Origin of the sequence: Brevundimonas sp., assembly GCF_047617075.1 — a bacterium.
GTDB lineage: Bacteria > Pseudomonadota > Alphaproteobacteria > Caulobacterales > Caulobacteraceae > Brevundimonas.
This window is the reverse complement of sequence record NZ_JBLGCI010000006.1, coordinates 1-23,460: the sequence shown is the minus strand read 5'-3', so window position 1 is coordinate 23,460 and position 23,460 is coordinate 1. Positions and strand designations below refer to the sequence as shown.

Here is a 23,460-nt window from a genome sequence, read left to right as displayed (position 1 = left end):
GCACGTCCGGCGCCTGATCCTGAACACAGACTACTGGAACAGGCCCAGAAGCATCTGCGGCGCCTGATTGGCGATGCCCAGCGCCTGAACGCCCAGCTGCTGCTTGGTCTGCAGCGCCTGGAGCCTTGCGCTTTCCTTCGCCAGGTCCGCGTCCACCAGATTGCCCACACCGGCCTCCAGAGCGTCCTGGAGCTTGCCGACGAAGGTCGTGTGCGTCTCCAGCGCCTTGGATTTCGTGCCCATCCGCGCCAGGGCGGCGGACACGGCGGCGATGGAGTCGTCCACGTCGCCCAGCGCCGCAGAGGCGTCGGACAGGGTGGTGATGCTCTGACTGGCGCCGACCGATACGATGGTCCCGCCCAGCGCCATCACTTCGGCGGCCACGGTGAGCCGCTGCGCGCCGCTGGCGTCCGCGAGGGCCTCGAAGCCGGTGGCGCCGGTGTCCAGCAGGTTGACCCCGTTGAACTCGGCGTTGGCGACCACGCTGGAAATCTGGTCGCGCAGGGCCTGGAAGTCCTCGGCGAGCGCTTCGCGTGAGGAGCTGGTCAGGGTCTCGTCGGTCGCCGCGAGGGCCTTCTCCTTCATCTGCACCAGGAGATCCGACACCGTCTCGCCCGCGGCCATGGCCACGTCGACCGCGGACGTGCCGCGATCCAGCGATTGAGAAACCGCATTCAGGGCTCCGAGCTCGGCGCGCTGCCCCTGGGCGATGGCCCAGATGGAGCCATTGTCCTTGGCGGACGCGACTTTCAACCCGGTGTTGATGCGGTTCTGGGTGGTGGCCAGATCCTGGTTGGTCTTGTTCAGGTTCTGGAGCGCGATCATCGCGCCCACGTTGACGTTCACCGAGTTCATGTCGGCGGTCCTTCCATTCTGGTCGGGGAGTGAAAACGGCCTTCTGGCCGCCGGGCCGCTTCTGGCCCGCGCACGCTCCCGCAAGGATCGCGCCGAGGTCAGGGGTTTGATTATGAAGGGATTGATGGCGCCGCCCCGCCGGAACGCGCGATTTCTGCCGGGCATGAGGGAAGGTTTTGCCGATTGCGGACAGGCCGAAGCGCCCGTTGGTGCGGGGTGTGGGAAGGGAGCGGGGCGCCGGGCCGTTCGCCCGGTGTAGGGCAATAGAAGTACCGTTTCGACGAAGGCAGACGCCCCGCGCGATCGTTTTTCTGAAGCCCGCGGTAGGCACGCGTCTTAGGCGCTAGCCGGTGTTTAGGCCCCGGACGGGCAGGTGCGGACAGCGCTCCGCATCCTGGACCCGGCGAGTAATCCGCCCCGCCGCTGATCCCGCTCGATCACAGCCCGTCGCAGCAAGGTCGCCGGCCGAGCGCCCTTCCCGTGCGACGGGATGGCTTGAGGATACGGGGGGTGGGAATGCGGTCGGGAACGGGGGGGGAGATTTTTCGCGAGCCGTTGTGGGGCGAGGGATTGGGAGGCGGAACTGCGGGGATTTGGGCGTGGTCTGTCCCCTAATTTCCGCTCATCCCGGCGAAGGCAGGGATCCAGATGCAAGATCACCGGCAGCCGAAAACGGCCAGAATTCGCCGCGCAACCGACCCGAAATCTCGCCTTATGATCTGGATCCCGGCCTTCGCCGGGATGAGCGGAAAGGGGGGTGGCTGCTGCGTCGCCGAGCCCGCCCCACCCGGCCGTCGCCTTCCTTGCGCGGTACGCTCGGCGCGCGGCGCCTTCGCTGCATGAGCGCAGGCGCCGGCCGCCCTCCCCGAACGGGGAGGGAGAAGGGTTGAATCAGGCCGCCTAGGCCGCCTGGGCGCCGGGGGCGGCGCCAAGGCCCTGCATGATCATCTTGTTGATGTCGATCAGCGGCTCGAAGTCCTCTTCCCGGCGCATGACGGCGGAGGAATGGCGACTGACGAACAGGCTGATGGAGATGAGCTGGGCCTTGAGGGGGGCCGGCAGGCTGTTGTCGGGGTTCGCGCAGTCGGTGGCCAGGGTCGACCACAGGCGCCGGTTCCAGTCCAGGGCGTCGATGCGGGTCTTGATGTCCGTCGGATCGGCGCGCGACGCTTCCATCAGCGCGCGCGTCACCTGACCGAACAGCCGGTATTCCGCCTCGCGCGGGTTTTCCGCCCTAGCGGTCGCTGTCTTGTAGGCCTGAAGCGACATTGCCGATCCTCGACTCTTCGTAATCAACCAATTTACGGGCGGCCATCAGGGCCTTGTAATATTCGCGGGCCATGACGTGGCGGGAGGCCGCCACGCAGTCGGCCATGATGTCCGGATTGCGGGTCGCGCCCATGAACTCGGACAGGCGCATGGCGAATTCATCGTAGAATTTGTCCGCCGAGGACTCGTCCAGGTACATCATCATGACCGGGAAATAGATGCGGCGGGCGGGGCTGGTGACCTCGTCGGCCTGCATGATGTCCTTTTCGCGCAGGACGGAGGCCTTGTTCTGGAGCAGCAGCACGCCCCGGCGGTCGCCGTTCTGGACGACGGCTCCGTTGAGAACGAATTTCTCGCCCGGCTTGAGCGACAGTTTCAGCGGCATGACAGCCCTCCCGCACCCCAGACCTATTCGAGGCTCGCCTGACGCTGATTAAACAAACGTGGTTAACCATCCCTTGTGTTTCCAGCGGCAGCATGAAGGGAATCCCGCGTCTGGAGTGAGCCGCCTTGACCATCGCCTTCGAGCCGCCGACCGCCCTGCCCGGCCTGGGCCGCGCCGCCGACGCCGCCGCCGGCGACGCCGCATCCCCCGAGGCCGTGGGCCGCCTGTCGCGGGCCCTGGCGAAGGACGGCGGCAAGGCCAAGAAACAGGCGCGCGCGGTCTTGGCCCAGCTCAAGGCGGCGGTGGCCGATCTGCGGGCCCACGATTATCAGAACGCGAGCCGCAAGGCCCTGAAAGCGCTGGAAGCCGACAGTCAGAACGGCGTGGCCTGGCACATCCTGGCGATCGCGCGGGAGAAGTCCGGCGATCTGGTCCAGGCGCTGAACGCCTATGAGGCGGCGCTGAAGTTGTTGCCGAAGGACACGACGGTGGCCCAGGATCTGGCCCGGCTGGCCCAGCGGCTGGGCTATCTGGAGATCGCCGAGAAGCTGCTGCTGCACTATCTGGCGGCGGACCCGGACCATATCGAGGCCAACAACAACCTGGCCTGCGTGCTGCGGGACCAGAACCGCTACGAGCAGGCCATCGAGGTGCTGCGCGCCCGGCTGCAGACGGCGCCGGACAGCGCCCTGATGTGGAACACCCTGGGCACGGTTCTGGGCGACCAGGGGGACATGGCCACGGCCCTGACCTTCTATGACGAGGCGCTGCGGCTGGAGCCCGGCTTCGCCAAGGCGCGCTACAACCGGGGCAACGCGCGACAGCCGCTGGGCGACTTCGAAGGCGCCTTGGAGGACATCGAGGCGGCCCTGCCCCACGCGGCGCCGGGGTACGAGACCGCCATGATGACCATGGCGCGAGCCCTGACCTTGATGGGATCGGGACGGTTGAAGGAGGGGTTCGAAGCCTATGAGGTCCGGCTGGACCCCGTCATGCCCGAGGCCATCGCCGTGCTGGCCGACGGGCCGCGCTGGACCCCGGACCAGCCGCTGGAGGGCAAGCGCATCCTGGTGGTGGGCGAACAGGGCATCGCCGACGAGTTCATTTTCGCCAACATGATCCCGGACCTGATCCGCGCCGTGGGGCCGCAAGGTCAGGTGTACATCGCGGTGGAGGCGCGGCTGGTCTCCATCTTCCAGCGCAGCTTCCCCGACGCGGTGGTCGGGGCGCATCAGGCGGTACGGAAAGCGGGGCGGCTGATCCGCTTTGCGCCGTTCATGCAGGACCACGCGGCGGTGGACGGCTGGCTGCCCATGGCCAGTCTGATGGCGCCGTTCCGTCCGACGCTGGAGGCCTTTCCCGACCACCAGGGCTACATGACGCCCGATCCCGAGCGCGTGGCGCGCTGGCGGAGCGAGCTGGCGGCGCTGGGCGACGGGTTCAAGGTGGGACTGCACTGGAAGAGTCTGGTGCTGAAAGGCGTGCGGTCGCGCTATTTCTCGCCGTTTGATCAGTGGCGGCCGGTCCTGACCACGCCCGGCTGCGTCATGGTCAATCTGCAGTGCGGGGACACCGCCGCCGAACTGGCCCAGGCGGAGGCGGAAGGCCTGAACATCTGGACCCCGCCCATCGATCTGAAGGATGACCTCGAAGACGTGGCGGCGCTGTCCGTGGCGCTGGATCTGGTGATCGGGCCGGGCATCGCCGGGACCAACATCGCCGCGGCGGTGGGGGCGAACACCTGGATGATCCAGGCGCCGGATGACTGGCACCTGCTGGGCACGGGCGACACCTATCCCTTCTATCCGCGCATGCGGGGATGGGCGGCGGGGTCGTTCGGGCGCTGGGATGGGGTGATGGCGGCCATGGCCGCCGAACTGGCGCGAATATCTTCGGAACACCGGAACGCCGCCTGATCGGCGCACGTTTCACCCCCAGACAAAGGGAGTTGAAACCATGGCGGATCGCCCGGAAGAGCCCGACGAACAGGACCAGTCCGAAACCTTCGACGAAACCCATCTGGACGACGAGGGCGATGGCGACGTCACCCTCGAGGAGATGGACGTTCTGGACGTCACCCAGGAAGAGGGGGACGCCGAAGAGGATGACATGGACCTGGAGGACGCGCAGGCGCTGGACGGGGTCGATCCGCGCGCCGACGCCCGCACGGACGGCGGCGAGCAGCCGGTCAACGAACTGGACGCCGAAAGCGACGGCGAATACGGCGCCGACGAGATCGAACAGGTGCCCTCGGGCCTGATGCGCAACGTCAAGGGCGCCCAGGGCTCCGCCGCCCACTGGGAAGCGCGCCGCCTGGACGATGATGATATCGACTCTCTGGGTTACGGCCCGGACGAAGAAACGCAGGAACAAGCCCGATGAACGACAAGACCCGCGACGACGACGTCAACGCCCCCTATTCCCGCAAGATCACGCCGGACGAAGGCAAGCCCGATCAGGTGAAGGACAGCGGCAAGGCCAAGGACCATCAGGAAGAACTGGTGGACGAAGCGGTCGAGGAGACCTTCCCCGCCAGCGACCCGGCGACGCCCAAGCGCATCACCTGAACCCTGACCTGAATTCTCCTCCCCATCCCTTGAGATGGGGAGGTGGCGCGGCGCGAATACGCGCCGTGACGGAGGGGGCATCGCCGGCGGAAACGATCGGGGAGTCAGTCTGCGAACACCGAGCCGCCCCCTCCACCACGCGGGCCGAGTCGCCCGCGCGGTCCCCCTCCCCGCAGGCGGGGAGGAGACGTGTGAACCCTGTTCAGGTGCGTCCTGATCCGCTACCCACTCGGGTCTCTCGTGGACGGAGTGGATGAATGGATCGGTTCCAGGGCACCGAAAGCTATATTGCGACCGACGACCTGAAGGTGGCGGTCAACGCGGCCGTGACCCTGGAGCGGCCGTTGCTGATCAAGGGCGAACCCGGCACCGGCAAGACGGTGCTGGCCTATGAGCTGGCCGAGGCGCTGGGCGCGCCCCTGATCACCTGGCACATCAAATCCACCACCAAGGCCCACCAGGGTCTGTACGAATACGACGCCGTGTCCCGCCTGCGTGACAGCCAGCTGGGCGAGGAGCGCGTCCATGACGTGCGCAACTATCTGAAGCGCGGCAAGCTGTGGGAGGCGTTCACGGCGCCGCAGCGGCCCGTGCTGCTGATCGACGAGATCGACAAGGCGGACATCGAGTTCCCCAACGACCTGTTGCAGGAGCTGGACCGCATGGAGTTCTACGTCCACGAGACGGACGAGACCGTCCGGGCCGAGGTGCGGCCGGTGGTGATCATCACCTCGAACAACGAGAAGGAGCTGCCGGACGCCTTCCTGCGCCGGTGTTTCTTCCACTACATTCGCTTCCCTGACGAAGAGACCATGAAGGCCATCGTCGAGGTGCACTATCCGGGCCTGAAGCCGCGTCTGGTCTCGGAGGCGCTGAAGACCTTCTACCAGATCCGCGAGACGCCGGGCCTGAAGAAGAAGCCGTCAACGTCGGAACTGCTGGACTGGCTGAAGCTGCTGATGGCGGACGACGTGACGCCGGAGACGCTGGCGGAACGGGATCCCAAGCGGCTGATCCCACCGCTGCACGGCGCCTTGCTGAAGAACGAGCAGGACGTGCATCTGTTCGAACGGCTGGCGTTCCTCCAGCGGCGCGAGGCGGGGCGGCCCGGCGGCTGACAACCGCCGGAAATGTCTCCGGAATCGGGCCGCGTCAGGGCCGATTACCGCGATTTCACTGGCGTCCGCCGGTCCCACGCGCACAATGGGTTCTGAAGAGGAGCGATACATGCGCGCTGTACTCATGACGATCTGTCTGGCGGCCCTGGTCGCCGCCTGCGATTCCGAGCCGCCGATCCGCATCTCGCGGGAATCCGGGTCGGAATCCTCGAGCACGGGCGGACCGCTGCGGGTGGTGGACACCCTGCAGTGCCCCCAGACCCATGAGGTGCTGACCCGTCGGGGCGGCCCTGCCGCCGATGGACAATCGTGCGAATACACCGGGCCGCGCGGGTCGCAGGTGACGCTGAGGCTGGTGACGCTGAACGGCGAAGGTCTGGCGGCTCTGGACGCGCTGGAAGCCGAGGTGCAGGCGATCCTGCCGTCGGCCATGGAGCGGGTGGGCGGCGCAAACGCCACAGCCGCGGCCGATGCGGGCGCGAACGCGTCTGCGTCAGCTTCAGCCTCGGCCGAGAGCGGCGACAGCGTGGCGGTTCAGGTCCCCGGCGTGACCATCGAGGCCGAGGGCGAGAACGCCACCGTGCGCATCCCCGGCATCAGCATCGACACCGACGGCGGCCAGTCCAGCGTGCGCATCGGCGGCTTCAACATCCGCAGCGACGAAACCGGCGATCACGTGGATATCCGCACGGACTCCGAAGCCGTGCGCATCCGCGCCCACGAAGAGGCGGCGGAAATCCGCACCCGCGACACCTCGGAGGGGGTTCGGGCCACCTACATCCTGGTGGACGAGCGCGGCTCGGATCTGGGCTGGCGGCTGGTGGGCTATGAGGCGCGCGGACCCGAAGGCGGCCCGGTGGTGGTCGCCGTGGTGCGCAGCAAGGACCGTCATGAGGACGAGATCTTCGACGCCGCCAAATCGCTGGTCTCCCTGAACGTCGGGGAATAGCGGGCCGCTGCTCTTGATCGCGGCGGCCGAATGCGCCACGTCCGGGGCCTTCATTGGACGGATCGACCTTGGCCCAGGCGCGAAACAGCAAGACGGAAAAAGCGCCTCGCGCCTGGCAGCGGATGCTGTCAGGACGGCGGCTGGACCTGCTGGACCCGTCGCCCTTCGACATCGAGATCGAGGACATCGCCCACGGCCTGGCGCGGGTGGCGCGCTGGAACGGCCAGACCATCGGCGAGCACGCCTTCTCGGTGGCCCAGCACAGCGTGGTGGTGGAAGAGATCGTCGCCCACATCCAGCCGGACATCGCCCCGAAATGGCGGCTGGCGGCCCTGCTGCATGACGCCTCGGAATACGTCATCGGCGACATGATCTCGCCGTTCAAATCGGCCCTGGGCTTCAACTACAAGGAATTCGAGGCGCGGCTGGAAAGCGCCATTCACCTGCGCTTCGGCCTGCCGCCCAAGTCGCCGGTCGCGATCAAGAAGCTGATCAAGAAGGCGGACACGGCCTGCGCCTTTTTCGAGGCCACGCAGCTGGCCGGGTTCGATCGCAAGGAGTCCCTGCGGCTGTTCGGCGCCCCGCCTGCCGACTACGATCTGGTGATCCATCCCCTGCCCGCAGGTCAGGCCCAGGCGCGGTATCTGGAGCGCTATCGACTGCTGGCCGGGGCCATGGGGGTCCTGCCCGCCGCCGACGCCTGGCATACGGAGTGACCATGACCGGAGCCGTTCAGGACCAGGGCGTGCTGATCGGACTGTCGGTGGTGGTGTTCGCCCTGCGCGACGGCGAGGCGGTGGTCCTGACCACCGGCGACGGCGACGGGGCGGGCCTGCCGTTCGGCCCGTTCGAGCCGGAACGTCACCGCACCTTCGAACTGGCCCTGCGTGATTTCGTCGCCGAACAGACCACCTTTCCGCTGGGCTATGTGGAGCAGCTCTACACCTTCGGGGACGCCGGCCGGGAATCACCGCGCGCGGAGATGGGCGTGGGCGCGCGGCGGGTGGTGTCGGTGGGGTATCTGGCCCTGACCCATGACGCCAGCGCGGTGGCGGGACCGGGCGCCGCCTGGACGCCGGTGCTGGATTTCTTTCCATGGGAGGACTGGCGCGGCGGCCGGCCCGCCGTGATCGATCGGGTGCTGGCCCCTGCGCTGGCGCAATGGGCGGCGCGTGAGGATACCGCCGCGCGCGAGGCCCGCATCGCCCGCCTGTTCGCCCTCAAACCCGGCGCCCGCTGGAACGAGCAGCAGGTTCTGGAGCGCTATGAGCTGCTCTACGAGGCGGGGTTGGCCCCGGAGGCCGCGCGAGACCACGACCACCCGCCCGCCGCCCTGCCCGGCCGAGCCATGGTGTCGGACCATCGCCGCATCCTGGCCACCGCCCTGGCCCGGCTGCGCAGCAAGATGAAATACCGGCCGGTGCTGTTCGACCTGACGCCCGACATGTTCACCCTGTCCCAGCTTCAGGCCGCCGCCGAGGCGGTGTCGGGCCTGTCCCTGCACAAGCAGAATTTCCGACGCGGGGTGGAGCGCACCGGCCTGGTCGAGCCCACCGGTCGGCTGACCAGCGGAACCGGCGGCCGGCCGGCGGAACTGTATCGCTATCGGGGCGCGGAAGCCTCTGGCGGCGGCGTCACCGGCCTGTCCCTGCCGGGCCAGCGATAATCGCAAAGGAACGCTTGCGGGAAACGCCCGGGCCGATTAGGTATCCCGCCTCGCACGACCACCCCCTGACGGGGCAGGCGACTTCTTTTGCGGAGAGGTGGCAGAGTGGTTGAATGTACCGCACTCGAAATGCGGCGTGCCTTTACGGGTACCGGGGGTTCGAATCCCCCCCTCTCCGCCATTCATTCCTACGCTATTTGACGCTTCGCTGATCCTCGCGAAATCCCTCCGTCATTTCCGGGCCTTGCACGTCCTCGGAGACAATGCGGCCGTCTGTCCTTCCCTGAACATAGCCAAATCAGCCCCTCTATAGGCCCCGAGCGCTCTGTCAGCTTAACCGACACCGCACGCAACTTGCCCTGCTACGGCCCCCGCCTCAGGCAGTGGCTGCCACCCATGCGGCATCCGCATTGGCGCGAAAGCGGCGAAGCGTCGGTCGGCTGATCAGGTGTTGTTGGGTGTAGAAGGTGTTGTAGACGCCGGCATGAGTGGTGAGGAAACGCTGGGCTGAGGCCTGGCTCTTGAAGAGCTGCATCTTCCGCTCCCGTCTTCGGATCGGCAGGTGCGAGTTCTCCGCCCTGTTGTTCTCTCGCAGCCGGCCAGGTCGGTGCAGGTGAGCCAGCTTCAGCTCCCGCAGCGCGGACCCGTAGGACGCCAGGCCATCGGTGACGATGGTCTCGGGCTCGACCGGCTGGTTGCGCAGCAGACGCTTCATCAGTGTCAGCGCGGCGTCGTGATCCCGGCGCTGCTGCACCACGACGTCGAGCACCTCGCCCTCATCGTCGACGGCGCGCCAGAGATACATCCGCTTGCCGCCGATGTTGCAGACCACCTCGTCGAGGTGCCACCGCGGCGACGGCGCCGGTCGATTGCGCTTCAGGTTCCGGGCGATCTGCGGTCCGAACTTGATCGTCCAGCAGCGGATGGTCTCATAGCTGACGTCGATGCCACGCTGGGCCAGCATCTCCTCGACATCCCGGAAGCTGAGCGTGAACCGGAAATACAGCCACACCGCATGCCGGATGACATCCGCCGGAAACCGGTGCCGTTTGAAAGAGAGTGGCCGCATCTGTCCCCTGCCCTGCTCAGGCCGGGCGGCCCGTCGAGTGGAGACATGTTAGCGTTAGACTGACAGCACCCTGGGCTCATAGCCGAAGTTCGTAGCGTCTGCTCTCGAGACTGCTTGGATAGACGGACTAGCCCAGATCCGACATCCAGGCGCCCCAGAGCATCATGCGCTGGGGTGGCGAGAGGTTGGTGTCAGGCGCGTCACCTGGGTCCGGCGCCGACACGCCGCCTGCCGCGCGGACTTCTCTGGCCGTCTTTCCGAATTCGCGCTTGAAGGCCCGGGCAAACACGGCCTCGTCGGAGAAGCCGTGCTCGAAGGCGATGTCGCCGATGCGGCGACGTTCAGTCGGACCGGTCAACAGGGCGTAGATGCGCTTCAGGCGACGCTGCTGGATATAGCGGGCCACACCGCCCAACGGCTGGAACAGGGCGTAAAGCTTGGTGCGGGAAATCGACAGGGCGCGGCACAGGCTGTCGGCGTCCAGCGCCGGATCCGTGAGGCGGCTGTCCACATGGCGGCGGGCCTGCCCGATCAGGGTGGCGTCCAGAACGCTGCGGGCGCGGGCGTCCGCGTCGCGGGAGGGTCCGAGGCAGGCGGCCATCATGGCCAGGGTGGAGTCCGCCATGGCCGGCCCGTCCGTGATCGCCAGACCGGGCGCGTTGCGCGTCAGCGAGCGCATGTAGTCGGCGAGCATGCGGCCACGCGGGCCGTCAATCTCGAGCCCGTGCAGGGACTCCGCCCCTGGAAGGGCCGCGTCCATCACATCGCGCGGCACGAAAACACACAGGCAATACATGGGGGCGGGCGGCAGGCTGACCGCCTGGCCCAGGTCAATGACGCGCAGAACGCCCTGGGGTCGGTCGGGCTGATAGTCCAGCCGCACCAGATAGTGGTCAATATAGTCGGACCGGATGCGCGCGGCCGTGCGCTCATAGGCCAGGGCGTCCACCTCGGTGCCGCCGAGGGCCAGTGGCCCCATCAAATAGGTGAAGGCGGCGCCGCGGAAGCCGGGCGCTTCGTCTGGGCGCCGGGTTTCGAACATGGGCGCCATGGCCTCGCGCCACGCATCCAGCCGATCGCCTGGCTCGAAATCATCGGTCGAGAACCGAATGTAAGGCAGCCGGTCCATCGACACTCCAACGCCACTGAACGCCCTTTCGGTTAACTATCGCCGATCTGGACGCAGGGTCAATTCGCCGGACGGAGCGTCTGACACCTTTTCGCCACCGGGTGTTACCGCAGCTGGAATTGACCGTCTTTCCAGAGGCTTTGCCATGGCCGCCATCCGCAACTCGCGTTCCGCTCGGCTCGCGGCAAGTTCAGTCCTTGCTCTGGCTGCGGCCGGCGTTCTGAGCGCCGGCCCGACGGTCGCCCAGGTGATCGACAACGACACGGTCGTGGTGGACGGGACCACGCAGACCTATGCGGCGCCCATGTATATCGGCAGCGACGGCGTCGGAGAGCTTCAGATCCTGAACGGCGGCGTCGTGACCAGCCCCTCTGCGCTGATCGGGAGGCGCGCCGGCAGTTTCGGGGACGTGACGATAGACGGCGAAGACAGCCGCTGGACGATCGATGGCAACCTTTTTGTCGGCGCCAGCGGGACCGGTTCGCTGACCATCCGCAACGGCGGGCAGCTCATTACGGGCGGTGGGGGAGTCGCCAGTGAAGTCGGCAGTTTCGGTGCGGTGATCGTCACCGGACCGGGGAGCCGTTGGGACAGCTTCTTCCCCATCGGGGCCGGCGTGCGGGGCGTCGGCACGCTCGACATCAGCAACGGCGGCGTGGTGACCGCGAGCTCTCTGGGCGCCGGCAGCGCGGCAGGGGCGCAGGGCACGGTCCGTTTGAGCGGCGCTGACAGTCGATATGTCGCCACAGATCGCTTGCTGATGGGCATTTATGGGTCCGGCACGCTCACAATATCCGAGGGTGCGGTCGCCCAGGCCCAAGTCCTCACCTTGGGGCAGTACGCCTCCGGTCGCGGGACACTCAACATCGGAAGGGCCGCCGGAGGCGTCGCGGTGGCGGCCGGCTCGATCAACACGTCGTCCATCGAATTCGGCACCGGCGGCGGCGAAATTGTTCTGAATCACACCGAGAGCGACTACGAGCTGGGGCGGACCATCAGCGGCGCAGGGACCATCCGCGTGCTCGCCGGTCGTACGATCCTGTCGGGCGACAACACCTATACCGGCTCGACCCTGCTGGAAGGCGGCACGCTGACCCTGGCGTCGGACTCTGCGCTGGGGGCATCCACCCTCCGCACAAGGACCGCGGTGGTCGATTACGCAGACGGCGTGAACATAGGAAACGCCGTCGCGCTCGATTCGAACTACACCAACTTCAGGGTGCTGTCGGGATCGGCCACCCATTCGGGCGTGATTTCCCAAGGCGGCGGGCGGGTATTCAACAAGATTGGTGATGGAGAGCTTGTTCTTACAGCCGACAATACCTGGACCGGATTTGCCTGGGCTCTGGGCGGCACCCTGACCTTCGATGGCGGCAGCCTGGCCCTCACCGAGGCCATCATCGTGGGCGGTTCGGGGCCGCAGGGCGCCGCCCTCCAGGCGAGAAACGGCGCTGTGCTTTCCAGCGGCTTCCTCGATGTCGGGACAAGCGACGGTGATGGCGTCGTCATCCTGGAATCCGGCGCGAGGGTGTCGACAGGGACCTTGACCATGGCGGTGGGTGGCGCCGCCGGAAGCCTGACTGTCCGGGGCGAGGCTTCTGAACTGACCATCGCGAACGGCATGCTGATCGGCAATCTGGGACAAGGAGAGTTGCTGGCGCTGGACGGCGCCTCTCTGGCGTCGTTCTCGGGCGCTCTCGGCGTTCAGGCGGGCAGCCTCGGCGACGCCACCATATCGGGCGCCGACTGGACCAACACGCAAAACCTGATCGTGGGATACCGAGGTCGTGGGAGCGTCGTTATCAGCGAAGGCGGGCTGGTAAGCAACCTGAACGCCAACCTGGGAGACCTGTCCGGGGGGCAGGGATTTGTCACCGTGACCGGCGCCGGATCACTGTGGCAAAGCGCCGGCGACATCCGCGTCGGCCGTCAGGGCGCGGGCGCCGTGACCGTCAGCGGCGGAGCTCGTCTGGAAGCGAACGAGATCCTGATCGCGGACCTCGCCGGCTCGACGGGCGCTCTCAACATCGGCGGGGCGCAGGGCGAGGCTGCAGCGGCGGCCGGGACGATCGGCGCATCCGCCATCCGCTTCGGCGCAGGCGGCGGCTCCATCGTACTCAATCACACCGATGACGGCTACGAGCTGGACGAGACCATCACCGGCGCCGGGACCATCCGCCTGCTGGCCGGCCGCACCATTCTGTCCGGCGACAACACCTACACCGGCTCCACCCTTCTGGAGGGCGGCACGCTGACCCTGGCGTCGAATACGGCGCTGGGCGGCTCGACGCTTCGGACGACCGGGTCGGTTGTGGACTATGCCGACGGAGTCGACATCGCCAACCCGGTCGTCATCGACTCCAACACCACGCAGTTTCAGGTCCTGACGGGTTCCGCGACCCAGTCGGGTGTGATTTCCGAAGCGGGCGGCGCGCGGCCCTTCGTCAAGGTGGGCGGAGGAGAACTGGTCCTGACAGCGGACAGTCTGTGGTCCGGCGCCACCACCGTGCGTGAGGGAACCCTCACATTCGACGGGGGTGATCTGACATCCAGCGATCAGCTCTATGTGGAAGACGCGAACCTGATCGTGCGTGGTGGCGGCGTTCTGACGAACAACAACGCCTTTGTGGGACACGCCGCCACGACCGGCGCATCTGTGACGGTGACCGGCCCGGGGTCACGCTGGATCAACACCAGCCAGTTGCTGCTGGGCCTGGACGGCGCCGGAAGCCTGACCGTCGCCGACGGCGGGGAGGTTCAAGCCGTCGCGGCCTACATCGGCGGCACAGGGTCTCTGGGCACAGCCACCGTGACGGGCGAGAACTCCCGGCTTCTGCTGCAGGATCAGCTGTATGTGGGCAGCAGCCTCGGCGAGGGCGTCGTCATGATCGCCGACGGCGGACAGGTGCTCGCCCGGGACATCTACATCAACGCCACCACCGGAGCAGGCTCCGCGACGGTGACCGGCGATGGTTCGCTCCTTTACAGCATAGATCAGATGGTCATCGGCAATCTGCGTGAGGGCGTTCTGACGCTGGCCGATGGCGGCGTCGCCCGGGTGGGCGACGGGACAGGCATGGCCCGGCTGGCCGTCTCGGCCAACGCCACGGGCGTGCTGAACATCGGCGCCGCGCCCGGGGACGCGCCCGCGGCGGCGGGCGTACTGGAAGCGGCCGAACTGAGCTTCGGCGCCGGCGTCGGCACACTGAACTTCAACCATACCGATGAAGGCTATGTCTTCGCCCCCCGGATGACGGGGCGGGGCACGCTCAACCACTATGCAGGAGAAACCATTCTCAGCGCCGACAACAGCGGCTTCTCGGGCGACTACTACGTCCAGGGCGGGCGGCTGATCCTGGAGGGGGCCAACGGTCAGGCCGCCGATCCCATGACCCCCGGCAGCGGCTCGATCCTCAGCGCCGAGGGAGAGAACGCGCCCGAGATCGTGATCCGCAACGGCGGGAGCTTCACGGGTCGCGTGCTGTCCGCCGACGGCGTGGGCGAAGGCTCGGGCCGGATCCAGATCGCCGGCGCCCTGTCCGGCGCCGAGGTCGATGAAGCCTACGCCGGAACCATGGGCGCCGGCCGTATCGAGCTGACTGACGGCGCCCGACTGACGGCGGGGGACGCTTGGCTGGGCTACTTTGGTGAGGGAACCCTGTCGGTTCGCGACGGCGCGTCCGCAGAGTTCGGCGTGCTGAGCGCAGGGCTTTACGGCCAATCCAGCATCGAGATCACCGGCGGCGGCCGGGTCGATGCGGCTTTCGTCGAAGGCGCCCAGACCTGGGCGGCCAGCACCGAGGTGACGGTCTCCGGCGCCGGGTCGATGCTGAACGTGGACAACAGCCTTGTGCTGGCGCGCGAAGGGCGCGGCTCCCTGAGCATTCTGGACGGCGGCAATGTGATCACCAGGCAGCTTTTCATGGCCGGGGGTGAGGAGTCCGTGGCCGAGGTGACCGTGTCGGGCGCCGGATCGCAGCTGGTCAGCATCTTCGATCTCGGAGTCGGGGTCGAGAACGGCGGCCGTGGCGTGCTCACCGTCGAGGACGGCGGCGTGGTCCAGGCGGGCGGTCTGGGCGTCGGCTTCGGCGCTGGAACGACCGGGGAGGTGGTGGTTCGCGGGGTGGAGTCGCGCCTCGCCGCCATGGAGGCGGCCATAGGGTATGGGGGCGCCGGCTCCCTACTGCTGACCGAAGGCGGCGCCCTGACCGTGATGGATGGATCAGGTTCGGTTTATGTGGGCCTGGAGGCCGGATCCACCGGCGTGCTGGCCATCGGCGCCCTCGAAGGCGAAGAGGCGGCCCAGGCGGGCTATCTTTCGGCAGAAGGCGTTGTGTTCGGCGCCGGAGCCGGGTCGCTGATCTTCAATCACACCAACACTTCCTACATCTTCGGAACCGGGCTTTCGGGCGTCGGCGAGGTCCGGCATCTGGCGGGCCAGACCTGGCTCGTGGGCGACAATACCGGTTTCGCCGGACTGACCACGGTCGAGGGCGGGGAGCTGGCCGTCCTGACCAATCTCGGGGGCGATGTGCTGGTTTCCGGCGGGCGTCTTCGCGGTTCAGGCGACATCCTCGGCGATGTCACCGTGACCACCGGCGTTCTGGCGGGCGCGACAGGCGGCACGCTCACCATGGGATCGCTGTTCCTGGGTTCGTCCGCGCGCACGGACGTGACACTGCGGGGTGCGGGGGAGTTCCGAGATCCCGCGCAGCCCATTTTCGACGTCATCGGGGATCTGACCCTCGACGGCGTGCTGAACGTCACCGAGGGCGATGATTTCGGCGTCGGCGTCTACCGGTTGTTCAACTATGGCGGCGTTCTGACGAACAACGGTATGACCATCGACATGGCGCCGACGGGCTATACGACCGGCGACCTGGCCATTCAGACGGCCCTGGCCGGTCAGGTGAATCTGGCGGTCAGCCTGAACGATCTGCGCTTCTGGGACGGTGGTTCGGAGAATGCCGGCAACGGCGCCATCGACGGGGGCGGCGGCGTCTGGAGCCTCTCCGGCTACAACTGGACCGACGTGGACGGCATCCAGAACGGCGCCAACCGGCCCGTGCCCAGCCTTGCGGTGTTCATGGGCTCGGCGGGCGTTGTGACCGTGGACGGCAGCGACGGCGACATCTCCGCCACCGGCCTGCAGTTCGCATCGGATGGTTACGTCCTGAACGGTGACGGTCTTCTGCTGACGGACGCGGACGGGGAGGACCCTGTCATCCGCGTGGGGGACGGCACGGCCGCGGGCGCAGACATCTCGGCGCGTATCGATCTGGACCTGACCGCTTTCGGCGACCTGACGAAGACCGATCTGGGGTCCCTGATCCTGACCGGCGACAATCTGCTGGACGGCCTGCGGGTACGCCATGGCGGGCTGACCTTGGCGCAGGGGCTGACCCAATCCGGTGAGCTCCACGTCGGTGTTCAGACCGGGGACGAGGGCCGACTTCTGGTCACCGACGCCGCCCGCCTGAACAGCACCGGCGCCGTGCTTGGACAGATCGCCGGGGCCGAGGGCGCCGGGACGGTCAGCGGGGCCGACTCCGCATGGACCGTGGATGGAACCCTGTTTGTCGGCGCGGGGGGCGAGGGTCGCCTGACGATCGAAAACGGCGGTCTGGTTGACGCCGGCACGGCCGTGATCGCCAGTGAAATCGGCGGCGCGGGTGCGGCCATGGTGACCGGCGAGGGTTCGCTCTGGACCGTGACGTCCGGCCTTTTCGTCGGCGGCTACGGAGATGGCGTCCTGACCGTCGAGAACGGCGGGCGGGTGGGCGCCCTGTACGGGGCGGTCGGAACGTATGAGGGCGCCGAGGGCCTAGCGGTGGTTTCGGGCGAGGGGTCGATCCTCGAATTCGGTGATTATCTGATCATCGGCGCAGCAGATAACGCCAGTGGCGACGTCATTCTCACCGACGGGGGCCGGCTGACAGTGGGCGACGGCGCCGGCGAACTGGTGCTTGCAGAGTCGGCGGGCGCCCGGGGCGCTCTGACCATCGGCGCCCTCGCCGGGTCGGACGCGGCTGCCGCCGGCGTGCTGCAAGCCGGGCAGGTGCGGTTCGGCGACGGGGCGGGTGAACTGGTCTTCAATCATAAGGAAGCGGACTATGGCTTCACGGCGACCCTCACCGGCGCCGGCGCAATTCGTCACCTGGCGGGCGTGACGCGACTTGGCGGCGATTCCAGCACCTTCAACGGGATGTCGGCGCTGAGCGGCGGGACCCTGCTGGTGGACGGCGTGCTGGGCGGCGACGTCTCGGTGACCGGCGGCTCGCTGGGCGGCTCCGGCTCGGTGCTGGGAACGGCCACCATTGCAGACGGCGGGACGTTGTCCGGCGTTCAGGGGCGCACCCTCAACCTGGGTGAACTGGTGCTGTCCGAAGGGGCGACGGTTACGGCGGCGCTGGGGGCTGCGGACGACTCGGCGGCCCTGTTCGACGTGGTGGGAAATCTGACCCTGGACGGACAGCTTGAGGTGAGCGACGCCGGCGGCTTCGGCGCCGGGGTCTATCGCCTGTTCGACTACGGCGGGGTCCTCACAGACAATGGGCTGGACATCGCCTCGACACCGGTGGGGGTCGATCTGGATGACCTGTTCCTCCAGACCTCGGTGGCCAACCAGGTGAACCTGGTCTCCACCTTCGATGTGGAGCTGCGGTTCTGGGATGGATCGGGCCCGACAGATAACGACGCCATCGACGGCGGCGACGGAATCTGGAGTCTGACCGGCCGCGAGTGGACGGGGGCCGACGGGGCGGTCAACGGCGCCTACGACAACCCGGCCTTCGCCGTGTTTATGGGCGCGGGCGGAACCGTGACCGTGGACGGGACGGGCATCGGCGTCACCGGCATGCAGTTCGCGGCAGACGGCTATGAGCTCACCGGTGATGGCATTGAGCTCGGCCAGCCCGAGACCATCATTCGCGTGGGTGACGGTACGGCGGCGGGGGCGGACGTGACCGCGACCATCGCCTCCAGCCTGACCGGAGCGGGCGGTCTGGTGAAAGCCGACCTGGGCGCCCTGATCCTGACCGGCGTCAACAGCTACACGGGTGGAACCTTCGTTCGCGGCGGGACCCTTGTCGGCGACGCGGACTCGATTCGTGGCGACCTCTTCAACGACGCCCTGACGATCTTCGATCAGACGATCGACGGAACCTTCGCCGGTGCGATCTCGGGGACCGGCCTGCTGGTCAAGCGAGGCGCCGGCGCACTCACCCTGACGGGCTCGGGCAGCTATACGGGCGGTCTTGAGGTGCGGGAGGGAACCCTCATCGGCGATACCCGCTCGATCGTCGGCGACGTGGTGAATGACGCAGTCCTGGCGTTCGATCAGGACTTCGACGGAACCTTCACAGGGGCTGTCTCCGGCTCCGGCTTCCTCATCAAGGATGGGTCGGGTGTCTTGACCCTGTCCGGAGCCAACGTTCAAGACTGGTCTGTCGCTGGCGGCGTCCTGACCGCGGGGACGGCGGCCTTCGAAGGTGATGTGTCGATCGGCGACGGAGCGACCTTCCGCTTCGACCTGACGGCCGACAGAGGATGGAGCGGGACCCTGACGGGCGGGGGCGCCTTTGTCACCGGCGGCGCCGAGCTCACCCTCACCGGAGATTCATCAAGCTACTCGGGCCAGACGACGCTCGCTGGCGGCGGGCTGCAGGTGGACGGCGTCCTCGGCGGCGACGTCCGGGTGTCAGGTGGTGAACTTCGCGGAACCGGATCGATTCTCGGCGAGGTGGCCATCGGTGACGGGTCTCTCGTTGGCGTGCAGGGCCAGACGCTGGATCTGGGGTCGCTGGTGCTGTCGGCCGGATCGAATGTCTCGGTCGCGCTGGGAGCGGCGGATGACGCGTCGGCCCTGTTCGACGTGGCGGGGGACCTGACCCTGGACGGGTCGCTGGAGGTGACGGACGTGGGCGGCTTCGGCGCCGGGGTCTATCGCCTGTTCGACTATGGCGGCGTGTTGACCGACAATGGACTGGACATCGGCGCCGTCCCGACGGGGGTCAGCGCGGATGACCTGCTGGTCCAGACCTCGGTGGCCAATCAGGTGAACCTGGTCTCCACCTTCGATGTGGAGCTGCGCTTCTGGGATGGACCGGGCGCTGCCGATGACGGCGCGATCCAGGGCGGAGCCGGGACGTGGAGCCTGACTGGCCGCGAGTGGACGGGGGCCGACGGGGTGGTCAACGGCGCCTATGACAACCCGGCCTTCGCCGTGTTCATGGGGACGGGCGGAACCGTGACCGTGGACGGGACGGGTATCGGCGTCACCGGCATGCAGTTCGCCGTGGACGGCTATGAACTCATCGGCGACGCCGTCGAACTGACCGAGGACGAGACGGTCATCCGCGTGGGCGACGGCACGGCGGCGGGGGCGGACATGACCGCGACCATCGCCTCGGCCCTGACCGGTTCGGGCGGTCTGGTGAAGACCGATCTGGGCACGCTGATCCTGACCGGGACCAACAGCTATGACGGCGGGACTTTCGTTCTGGACGGAACCCTGATCGGGGATGCGGACTCCATCGCGGGGGACGTGGTCAATGATGCGGTGCTGGTGTTCGACCAGGGCGCCGATGCCGAGTTCGCCGGGGCCATCTCGGGCGACGGCGAGGCGTTCAAGCGCGGCGCGGGCGTGCTGAGCCTGACGGGCGGCGCGGCCATGGACTGGACCGTCGAGACCGGCGGACTGATCGGCCAGGCGGGCGCGTTCTCGGGCGATGTGGCGGTGGCCTCGGGGGCGACCTTCAGCCTGAACGCCGACGAGAACGCGGCCTGGAACGGCAGCCTGAGCGGGGCGGGCGCCTTCACCAAGACCGGGGCGGGCGGTCTGGCGATGAACGGGAATTCCTGGGACTTCGAGGGGATAACCGAAATCCAGGAAGGCTTGCTGGTGCTCAACGGCATCCTGGGCGGCGAACTGCGGATCATGGAGGGGGCCATACTGGCCGGCTCTGGCGCCCTGACGCAGCTGACGGCGGGCGACGGGGCTGTGATCGCGCCGGGCAACTCCATCGGCACGCTCACCGTGACCGGCGACGTCACCTTCGAGGCCGGTTCGGTCTTTGAGGTGGAGGTGGATCCCACGTCGGACTCTTCGGACCGCATTGTGGTCGGGGGCGCGGCGACCCTGAACGGCGGCGTGGTGCGCCACGTGGGTTATCCGGGCGCCTATGGGCCGGAGTCCACCTACACCATCCTGACGGCGGCCGGCGGCGTGACGGGAACCTTCGAGTCCATCGAGACCGACTTCGCCTTCCTGGACGCGTCCCTGGACTACGAAGCCAACGCGGTCCTGATGCTGCTGGAGCGTAACGAGATTCCGTTCCCCGGCGTGGGCCAGACCTTCAACCAGCGTTCGACCGGCGCGGCGGTGGAGGCGACCCGGTCCGGCGATCCGCTGTATGACGCCGTGATCGGGCAGACCGCCGACGGCGCCCGCTTCGCCTTCGACATGCTGTCGGGCGAGCTGCACGGCTCGATCCGATCGGCCCAGTCCGAGGCGGCCCAGGCGCTGGCCGGAACCCTGCGCGGGCGCATGGATGACGCCCGGTCCATCGAGACCGGCGCGGCCTTCTGGGCCCAGGCGACCGGCTCGCGCACGCGGCTGGCCACGGACGGCAACGCGGCCTCCGTGACCCACGGCGCGACGGGTCTGATGATGGGGGCGGACGCCGGCTTCGGCGCGGTGCGTTTGGGCGTCGCGGGCGGGGCCTCGGCCCACGACCACGACAGCCGCGCTCGCGCGGGTCAGGCCGAGGGCGACAGCTACAGCCTGGCGGCCTACGGTTCGGGCCAATGGGGCGCCCTGGGCCTGAAGGGCGCCGTGTCCGGAACCTGGCACGAGGTTGAGACCGAGCGCCTGGCCGTCTTCCCCGGCTTCCTGGAGGTGCTGACGGCGGACTATGACGCCGAGACCGCCCACGCCTTCGTGGAAGCCTCATGGCAGGTGGACATGGGCCCCGCGACCACGCTGGAGCCCTTCGCCAACATCGCCCGGGTGCGCACGGAGACCGACGCCTTCACTGAGGCCGGCGGCGACGCGGCCCTGGCCGTTCAGGGCCGGGTCCAGGCCGCCAACCTGGCCACGATCGGGCTGGGCATGAACCGCGTCTTCGACCAGGGCGACGGCCGCACCGCGGTGCTGTCCGGCCGCCTGGGCTGGCGTCACGCCTGGGGCGACACCGCCGGCGACGGCCGCCACGCCTTCGCGGGCAGCCCCACCCCCGCCGGCGCCTTCACCGTCCGCGGCCTGCCCGTGGCCGAGGACGCCATGATCGCCGAACTGGGCCTGGACCTGGACCTGAAGGACCGCCTCAGCCTCACCGTCGATTGGTCCGGTCAGTACGGCTCCGGCCTCAACGCCAACGCTCTGGCTGCGCAGCTGAACTGGAGGTTCTAGGGACGAGTAGGGCCCCGGCAAAGCGCCGGGGCCCTTGCGGCCTCTTGCATTGTCGCGGGCGGCCTCAGGGCGGCTCAATGTCGCCTTTCCGGGTCGAAGCCAGAGTCCGCTCCTGGCGCGAAGCCGTCGTTGACGACCTGCGTTCTCCCCGCCCTGCGTTCGCGAAATGCGCATAAGGTGCGCTCCACGAAGGGAGCCGAACCGGGCGCGTTTAATTGATGTTACGCGCCTGGCTACGCCCCGAGGTACGCGAGGGTGTCCGCAACCCTTCAACCGGGAGCTAGATGAATGGTATCTCGCGATGAACTCTACCAGCTGGTCTGGTCGGAGCCGATGACCCGGATCGCCGAAAAGTTCGACGTATCCGGGAGCTATCTGACCAGAATCTGCACCCTTCTCAATGTTCCGCGCCCCGAGCGAGGATACTGGGCCAAACTGGCGGTTGGCAAAGCGCCGGCGCAAACACCCCTGCCTCCAGCGCAACCCGGGGATCCCTTGCACTGGAGCAAAGACGGCGACCATGTCGCGCCCCCGAAACCTAAAGCGCCGCCCCGACGCAGGCGCGTGGCCGTCCCGGTGGCCCGCAGTCAGCTTCACGGCCTGATCCGTGGCGCCCGTACCCATTTCGAAAACGGCCGGCCGGTCGATGACGGCGCCTACCTCAACCCCTATAAGAAGCGTGACCGCTTCGAAAGCTTGTCTCGACAAGGCGCTCAACCTCGCTAACGACCTCTTCAACGGCCTGGAATCTGTCGGGCATCGGGTCGTTCTCGCACCGTCCGAGGCGCGGCTAGGCCGCGGGCATTTCGACGAGCGCGAGGTTGCTTCCAAGCCTCGCGACTGCTGGGAGCGTAGCGGCCTCTGGTCCCCATACGGACCGACAGTGGTCTATGTCGGGACCGTAGCCATTGGTCTTGCGATTGTTGAAACATCGGAGACCGTCACGCTGCGATACCTTGCTGGCAAATATGTCCGCGAGACCGACTATCTCCCTCCCCGCGGTCGCCATGCCCTTGACCATACCTGAACGACCACCCGCGACCTCCCGTCCGGCCGACTGCGTATCATCGCCTATTCGACCTATGGGCGGGTGAGTTGGTCAGTACAGTGGCAGGAAACAAAATCCGCATCGCTCTCCGGTCAGACCAGGACGATCGTCCAGGCGATCGAGTCGGCGGCGTTCGACCTCATGGCCAAACTGGAAGAGGCTGACCGCCAGGCCCAGCTTCGTCACCAGAAATGGTTGGCCGACGAGGAACGCCGACGGCAGGAGGAAGACCGCCGACGGGTTGAGCAGTCCGTTGCGGACAGCCGGTCCGAACTCGGCCGGGTCATCAAGCAGTGGGCCGATGTCATGAGCGTCGAGCGGTTCCTGGTCGGGGTGGAGCAGCGGGCAAGGGACCTCCCCGAGACTGACAGGCATGAGCTGCTCGAGCGGCTGGCGCTCGCGCGCAGCTTTTTGGGCGAACAGGATCCGCTGGCGTTCTTTCGCGAGTGGAAGACCCCTGAGGAGCGATACGCTCCTCAGTATCCCCTCCGTCGCGAAACGAGGCGAGCTCACCGGGGGCGGAATAGTGGAGACAAGTTGTTGTTAGACTGACAGCACCGCCACATCGCCCCATTAAGCGGCTGAACAATCAGATTTCTTATGCGGGGGGCCGCCCCCCCCTTCAGCCGCCCCCTTGCGCCCGTTCCGGTCGAAGCCTCGGCGACAGGCTCGTGACCGACGCCATGAATGTCGGCTTGTGGGCATGCTTATGAGGGCCGAGGCGCCAAGGCGCCGCGCGGTCTGCTCAGTGCGGCGATGCGTTGACGATCGCTTCCTCTTTTCCGCTGTGACGGGCGCACAGCAAGGCAAACACCGTGATGCCGAGATAGGCGCACAGAGGCACGAAGAACGCCGGGTTGAGCACGCCCCCCGCTCCATCGGCGATCCGCCCGGCCAGGAGCGGCAGCACGGCGCCGCCCACGATCGCCATGCACAGCAGGCCGGATGTCGCCGCCGGGGGCGCCGATGACCTCTCAAGGGTCAGGGTGAAGAT

15 protein-coding genes, 1 tRNA gene and 1 pseudogene are annotated in these 23,460 nt (G+C 67.6%); 11 read left to right on the top strand and 6 right to left on the bottom strand.

The features are described from left to right. Positions 1 to 30: 30 nt before the first annotated feature. From ACI8U3_RS07930 to flbT, 3 genes are all read right to left on the bottom strand, one after another. Positions 31 to 855 (bottom strand): flagellin, encoded by an 825-nt coding sequence (locus tag ACI8U3_RS07930; protein WP_415014331.1) that lies wholly within the window; start codon positions 853 to 855, stop codon positions 31 to 33. Between the two features lie 900 nt (positions 856 to 1,755). After that, entirely contained in the window at positions 1,756 to 2,124 is a 369-nt protein-coding gene (gene flaF / locus ACI8U3_RS07925) for a flagellar biosynthesis regulator FlaF (RefSeq protein ID WP_415014330.1), read from the bottom strand. After that, positions 2,090 to 2,509: a flagellar biosynthesis repressor FlbT gene (flbT, locus tag ACI8U3_RS07920; RefSeq protein ID WP_415014329.1), complete on the bottom strand. Its 420-nt coding sequence runs from the start codon at positions 2,507 to 2,509 to the stop codon at positions 2,090 to 2,092. Before flbT ends, flaF begins: the two co-directional genes overlap by 35 nt. 125 nt (positions 2,510 to 2,634) lie before the next feature. Here flbT and ACI8U3_RS07915 point away from each other — a divergent pair, with 125 nt between their 5' ends. The 8 genes from ACI8U3_RS07915 to ACI8U3_RS07880 all read left to right on the top strand — a co-directional run bounded on the left by ACI8U3_RS07915 (position 2,635) and on the right by ACI8U3_RS07880 (position 8,990). Next, the gene (locus tag ACI8U3_RS07915; protein WP_415014328.1) at positions 2,635 to 4,425 is read left to right on the top strand and encodes a tetratricopeptide repeat protein; all 1,791 of its coding nucleotides are present in this window, start codon (positions 2,635 to 2,637) and stop codon (positions 4,423 to 4,425) included. 40 nt (positions 4,426 to 4,465) lie between these two features. Further along, positions 4,466 to 4,891 carry a hypothetical protein gene (locus ACI8U3_RS07910; RefSeq protein ID WP_415014327.1) on the top strand — a complete coding sequence of 142 codons (426 nt, stop codon included), beginning with the start codon at positions 4,466 to 4,468 and terminating at the stop codon, positions 4,889 to 4,891. Beyond that, a complete protein-coding gene (locus tag ACI8U3_RS07905; protein ID WP_415014326.1) occupies positions 4,888 to 5,076 on the top strand; it encodes a hypothetical protein in 189 nt (62 codons plus the stop codon). The genes ACI8U3_RS07910 and ACI8U3_RS07905 overlap by 4 nt, the downstream gene beginning before the upstream one ends. A gap of 257 nt (positions 5,077 to 5,333) precedes the next feature. Beyond that, positions 5,334 to 6,194 carry an AAA family ATPase gene (locus tag ACI8U3_RS07900; protein WP_415014325.1) on the top strand — a complete coding sequence of 287 codons (861 nt, stop codon included), beginning with the start codon at positions 5,334 to 5,336 and terminating at the stop codon, positions 6,192 to 6,194. 109 nt (positions 6,195 to 6,303) lie between these two features. After that, positions 6,304 to 7,143, top strand: coding sequence for a methyltransferase type 11 (locus ACI8U3_RS07895; protein ID WP_415014324.1), 840 nt, complete (start codon positions 6,304 to 6,306; stop codon positions 7,141 to 7,143). Positions 7,144 to 7,265: 122 nt separating this feature from the next. Next, positions 7,266 to 7,859 (top strand): YfbR-like 5'-deoxynucleotidase, encoded by a 594-nt coding sequence (locus ACI8U3_RS07890; RefSeq protein WP_415014530.1) that lies wholly within the window; start codon positions 7,266 to 7,268, stop codon positions 7,857 to 7,859. A gap of 2 nt (positions 7,860 to 7,861) precedes the next feature. Then, positions 7,862 to 8,809, top strand: a complete 948-nt coding sequence (locus ACI8U3_RS07885) for an NUDIX hydrolase (RefSeq protein WP_415014323.1) — start codon at positions 7,862 to 7,864, stop codon at positions 8,807 to 8,809. Between the two features lie 91 nt (positions 8,810 to 8,900). After that, positions 8,901 to 8,990: transfer RNA gene (locus tag ACI8U3_RS07880), tRNA-Ser, on the top strand. Between the two features lie 195 nt (positions 8,991 to 9,185). Here ACI8U3_RS07880 and ACI8U3_RS07875 read toward each other — a convergent pair. Then, positions 9,186 to 9,878, bottom strand: coding sequence for an IS6 family transposase (locus ACI8U3_RS07875; RefSeq protein ID WP_415014322.1), 693 nt, complete (start codon positions 9,876 to 9,878; stop codon positions 9,186 to 9,188). Between the two features lie 127 nt (positions 9,879 to 10,005). Beyond that, entirely contained in the window at positions 10,006 to 11,007 is a 1,002-nt protein-coding gene (locus tag ACI8U3_RS07870; protein ID WP_415014321.1) for a helix-turn-helix domain-containing protein, read from the bottom strand. 145 nt (positions 11,008 to 11,152) lie between these two features. Between ACI8U3_RS07870 and ACI8U3_RS07865 the strand changes: the two genes are divergently transcribed. From ACI8U3_RS07865 to ACI8U3_RS07855, 3 genes are all read left to right on the top strand, one after another. Next, positions 11,153 to 21,418, top strand: coding sequence for an autotransporter-associated beta strand repeat-containing protein (locus tag ACI8U3_RS07865; RefSeq protein ID WP_415014320.1), 10,266 nt, complete (start codon positions 11,153 to 11,155; stop codon positions 21,416 to 21,418). Between the two features lie 288 nt (positions 21,419 to 21,706). Next, the gene (locus ACI8U3_RS07860) at positions 21,707 to 22,144 is read left to right on the top strand and encodes a hypothetical protein (protein WP_415014319.1); all 438 of its coding nucleotides are present in this window, start codon (positions 21,707 to 21,709) and stop codon (positions 22,142 to 22,144) included. 364 nt (positions 22,145 to 22,508) lie between these two features. Beyond that, positions 22,509 to 23,018, top strand: a complete 510-nt coding sequence (locus ACI8U3_RS07855) for a hypothetical protein (protein WP_415014318.1) — start codon at positions 22,509 to 22,511, stop codon at positions 23,016 to 23,018. Positions 23,019 to 23,211: 193 nt separating this feature from the next. Here the strand turns inward: ACI8U3_RS07855 and ACI8U3_RS07850 are convergent. Further along, positions 23,212 to 23,460 (bottom strand): annotated as a pseudogene (locus ACI8U3_RS07850) (glucose/galactose MFS transporter); the annotation flags it as partial.

What these genes read in the sequence shown, in the direction of transcription:
- ACI8U3_RS07930 (WP_415014331.1), bottom strand. Translation starts at nt 855, where the DNA reads ATGAACTCGGTGAACGTCAACGTGGGCGCGATGATCGCGCTCCAGAAC.
- flaF (WP_415014330.1), bottom strand. Translation starts at nt 2,124, where the DNA reads ATGTCGCTTCAGGCCTACAAGACAGCGACCGCTAGGGCGGAAAACCCG.
- flbT (WP_415014329.1), bottom strand. Translation starts at nt 2,509, where the DNA reads ATGCCGCTGAAACTGTCGCTCAAGCCGGGCGAGAAATTCGTTCTCAAC.
- ACI8U3_RS07910 (WP_415014327.1), top strand. Translation starts at nt 4,466, where the DNA reads ATGGCGGATCGCCCGGAAGAGCCCGACGAACAGGACCAGTCCGAAACC.
- ACI8U3_RS07905 (WP_415014326.1), top strand. Translation starts at nt 4,888, where the DNA reads ATGAACGACAAGACCCGCGACGACGACGTCAACGCCCCCTATTCCCGC.
- ACI8U3_RS07900 (WP_415014325.1), top strand. Translation starts at nt 5,334, where the DNA reads ATGGATCGGTTCCAGGGCACCGAAAGCTATATTGCGACCGACGACCTG.
- ACI8U3_RS07895 (WP_415014324.1), top strand. Translation starts at nt 6,304, where the DNA reads ATGCGCGCTGTACTCATGACGATCTGTCTGGCGGCCCTGGTCGCCGCC.
- ACI8U3_RS07890 (WP_415014530.1), top strand. Translation starts at nt 7,266, where the DNA reads ATGCTGTCAGGACGGCGGCTGGACCTGCTGGACCCGTCGCCCTTCGAC.
- ACI8U3_RS07885 (WP_415014323.1), top strand. Translation starts at nt 7,862, where the DNA reads ATGACCGGAGCCGTTCAGGACCAGGGCGTGCTGATCGGACTGTCGGTG.
- ACI8U3_RS07875 (WP_415014322.1), bottom strand. Translation starts at nt 9,878, where the DNA reads ATGCGGCCACTCTCTTTCAAACGGCACCGGTTTCCGGCGGATGTCATC.
- ACI8U3_RS07870 (WP_415014321.1), bottom strand. Translation starts at nt 11,007, where the DNA reads ATGGACCGGCTGCCTTACATTCGGTTCTCGACCGATGATTTCGAGCCA.
- ACI8U3_RS07865 (WP_415014320.1), top strand. Translation starts at nt 11,153, where the DNA reads ATGGCCGCCATCCGCAACTCGCGTTCCGCTCGGCTCGCGGCAAGTTCA.
- ACI8U3_RS07860 (WP_415014319.1), top strand. Translation starts at nt 21,707, where the DNA reads ATGGTATCTCGCGATGAACTCTACCAGCTGGTCTGGTCGGAGCCGATG.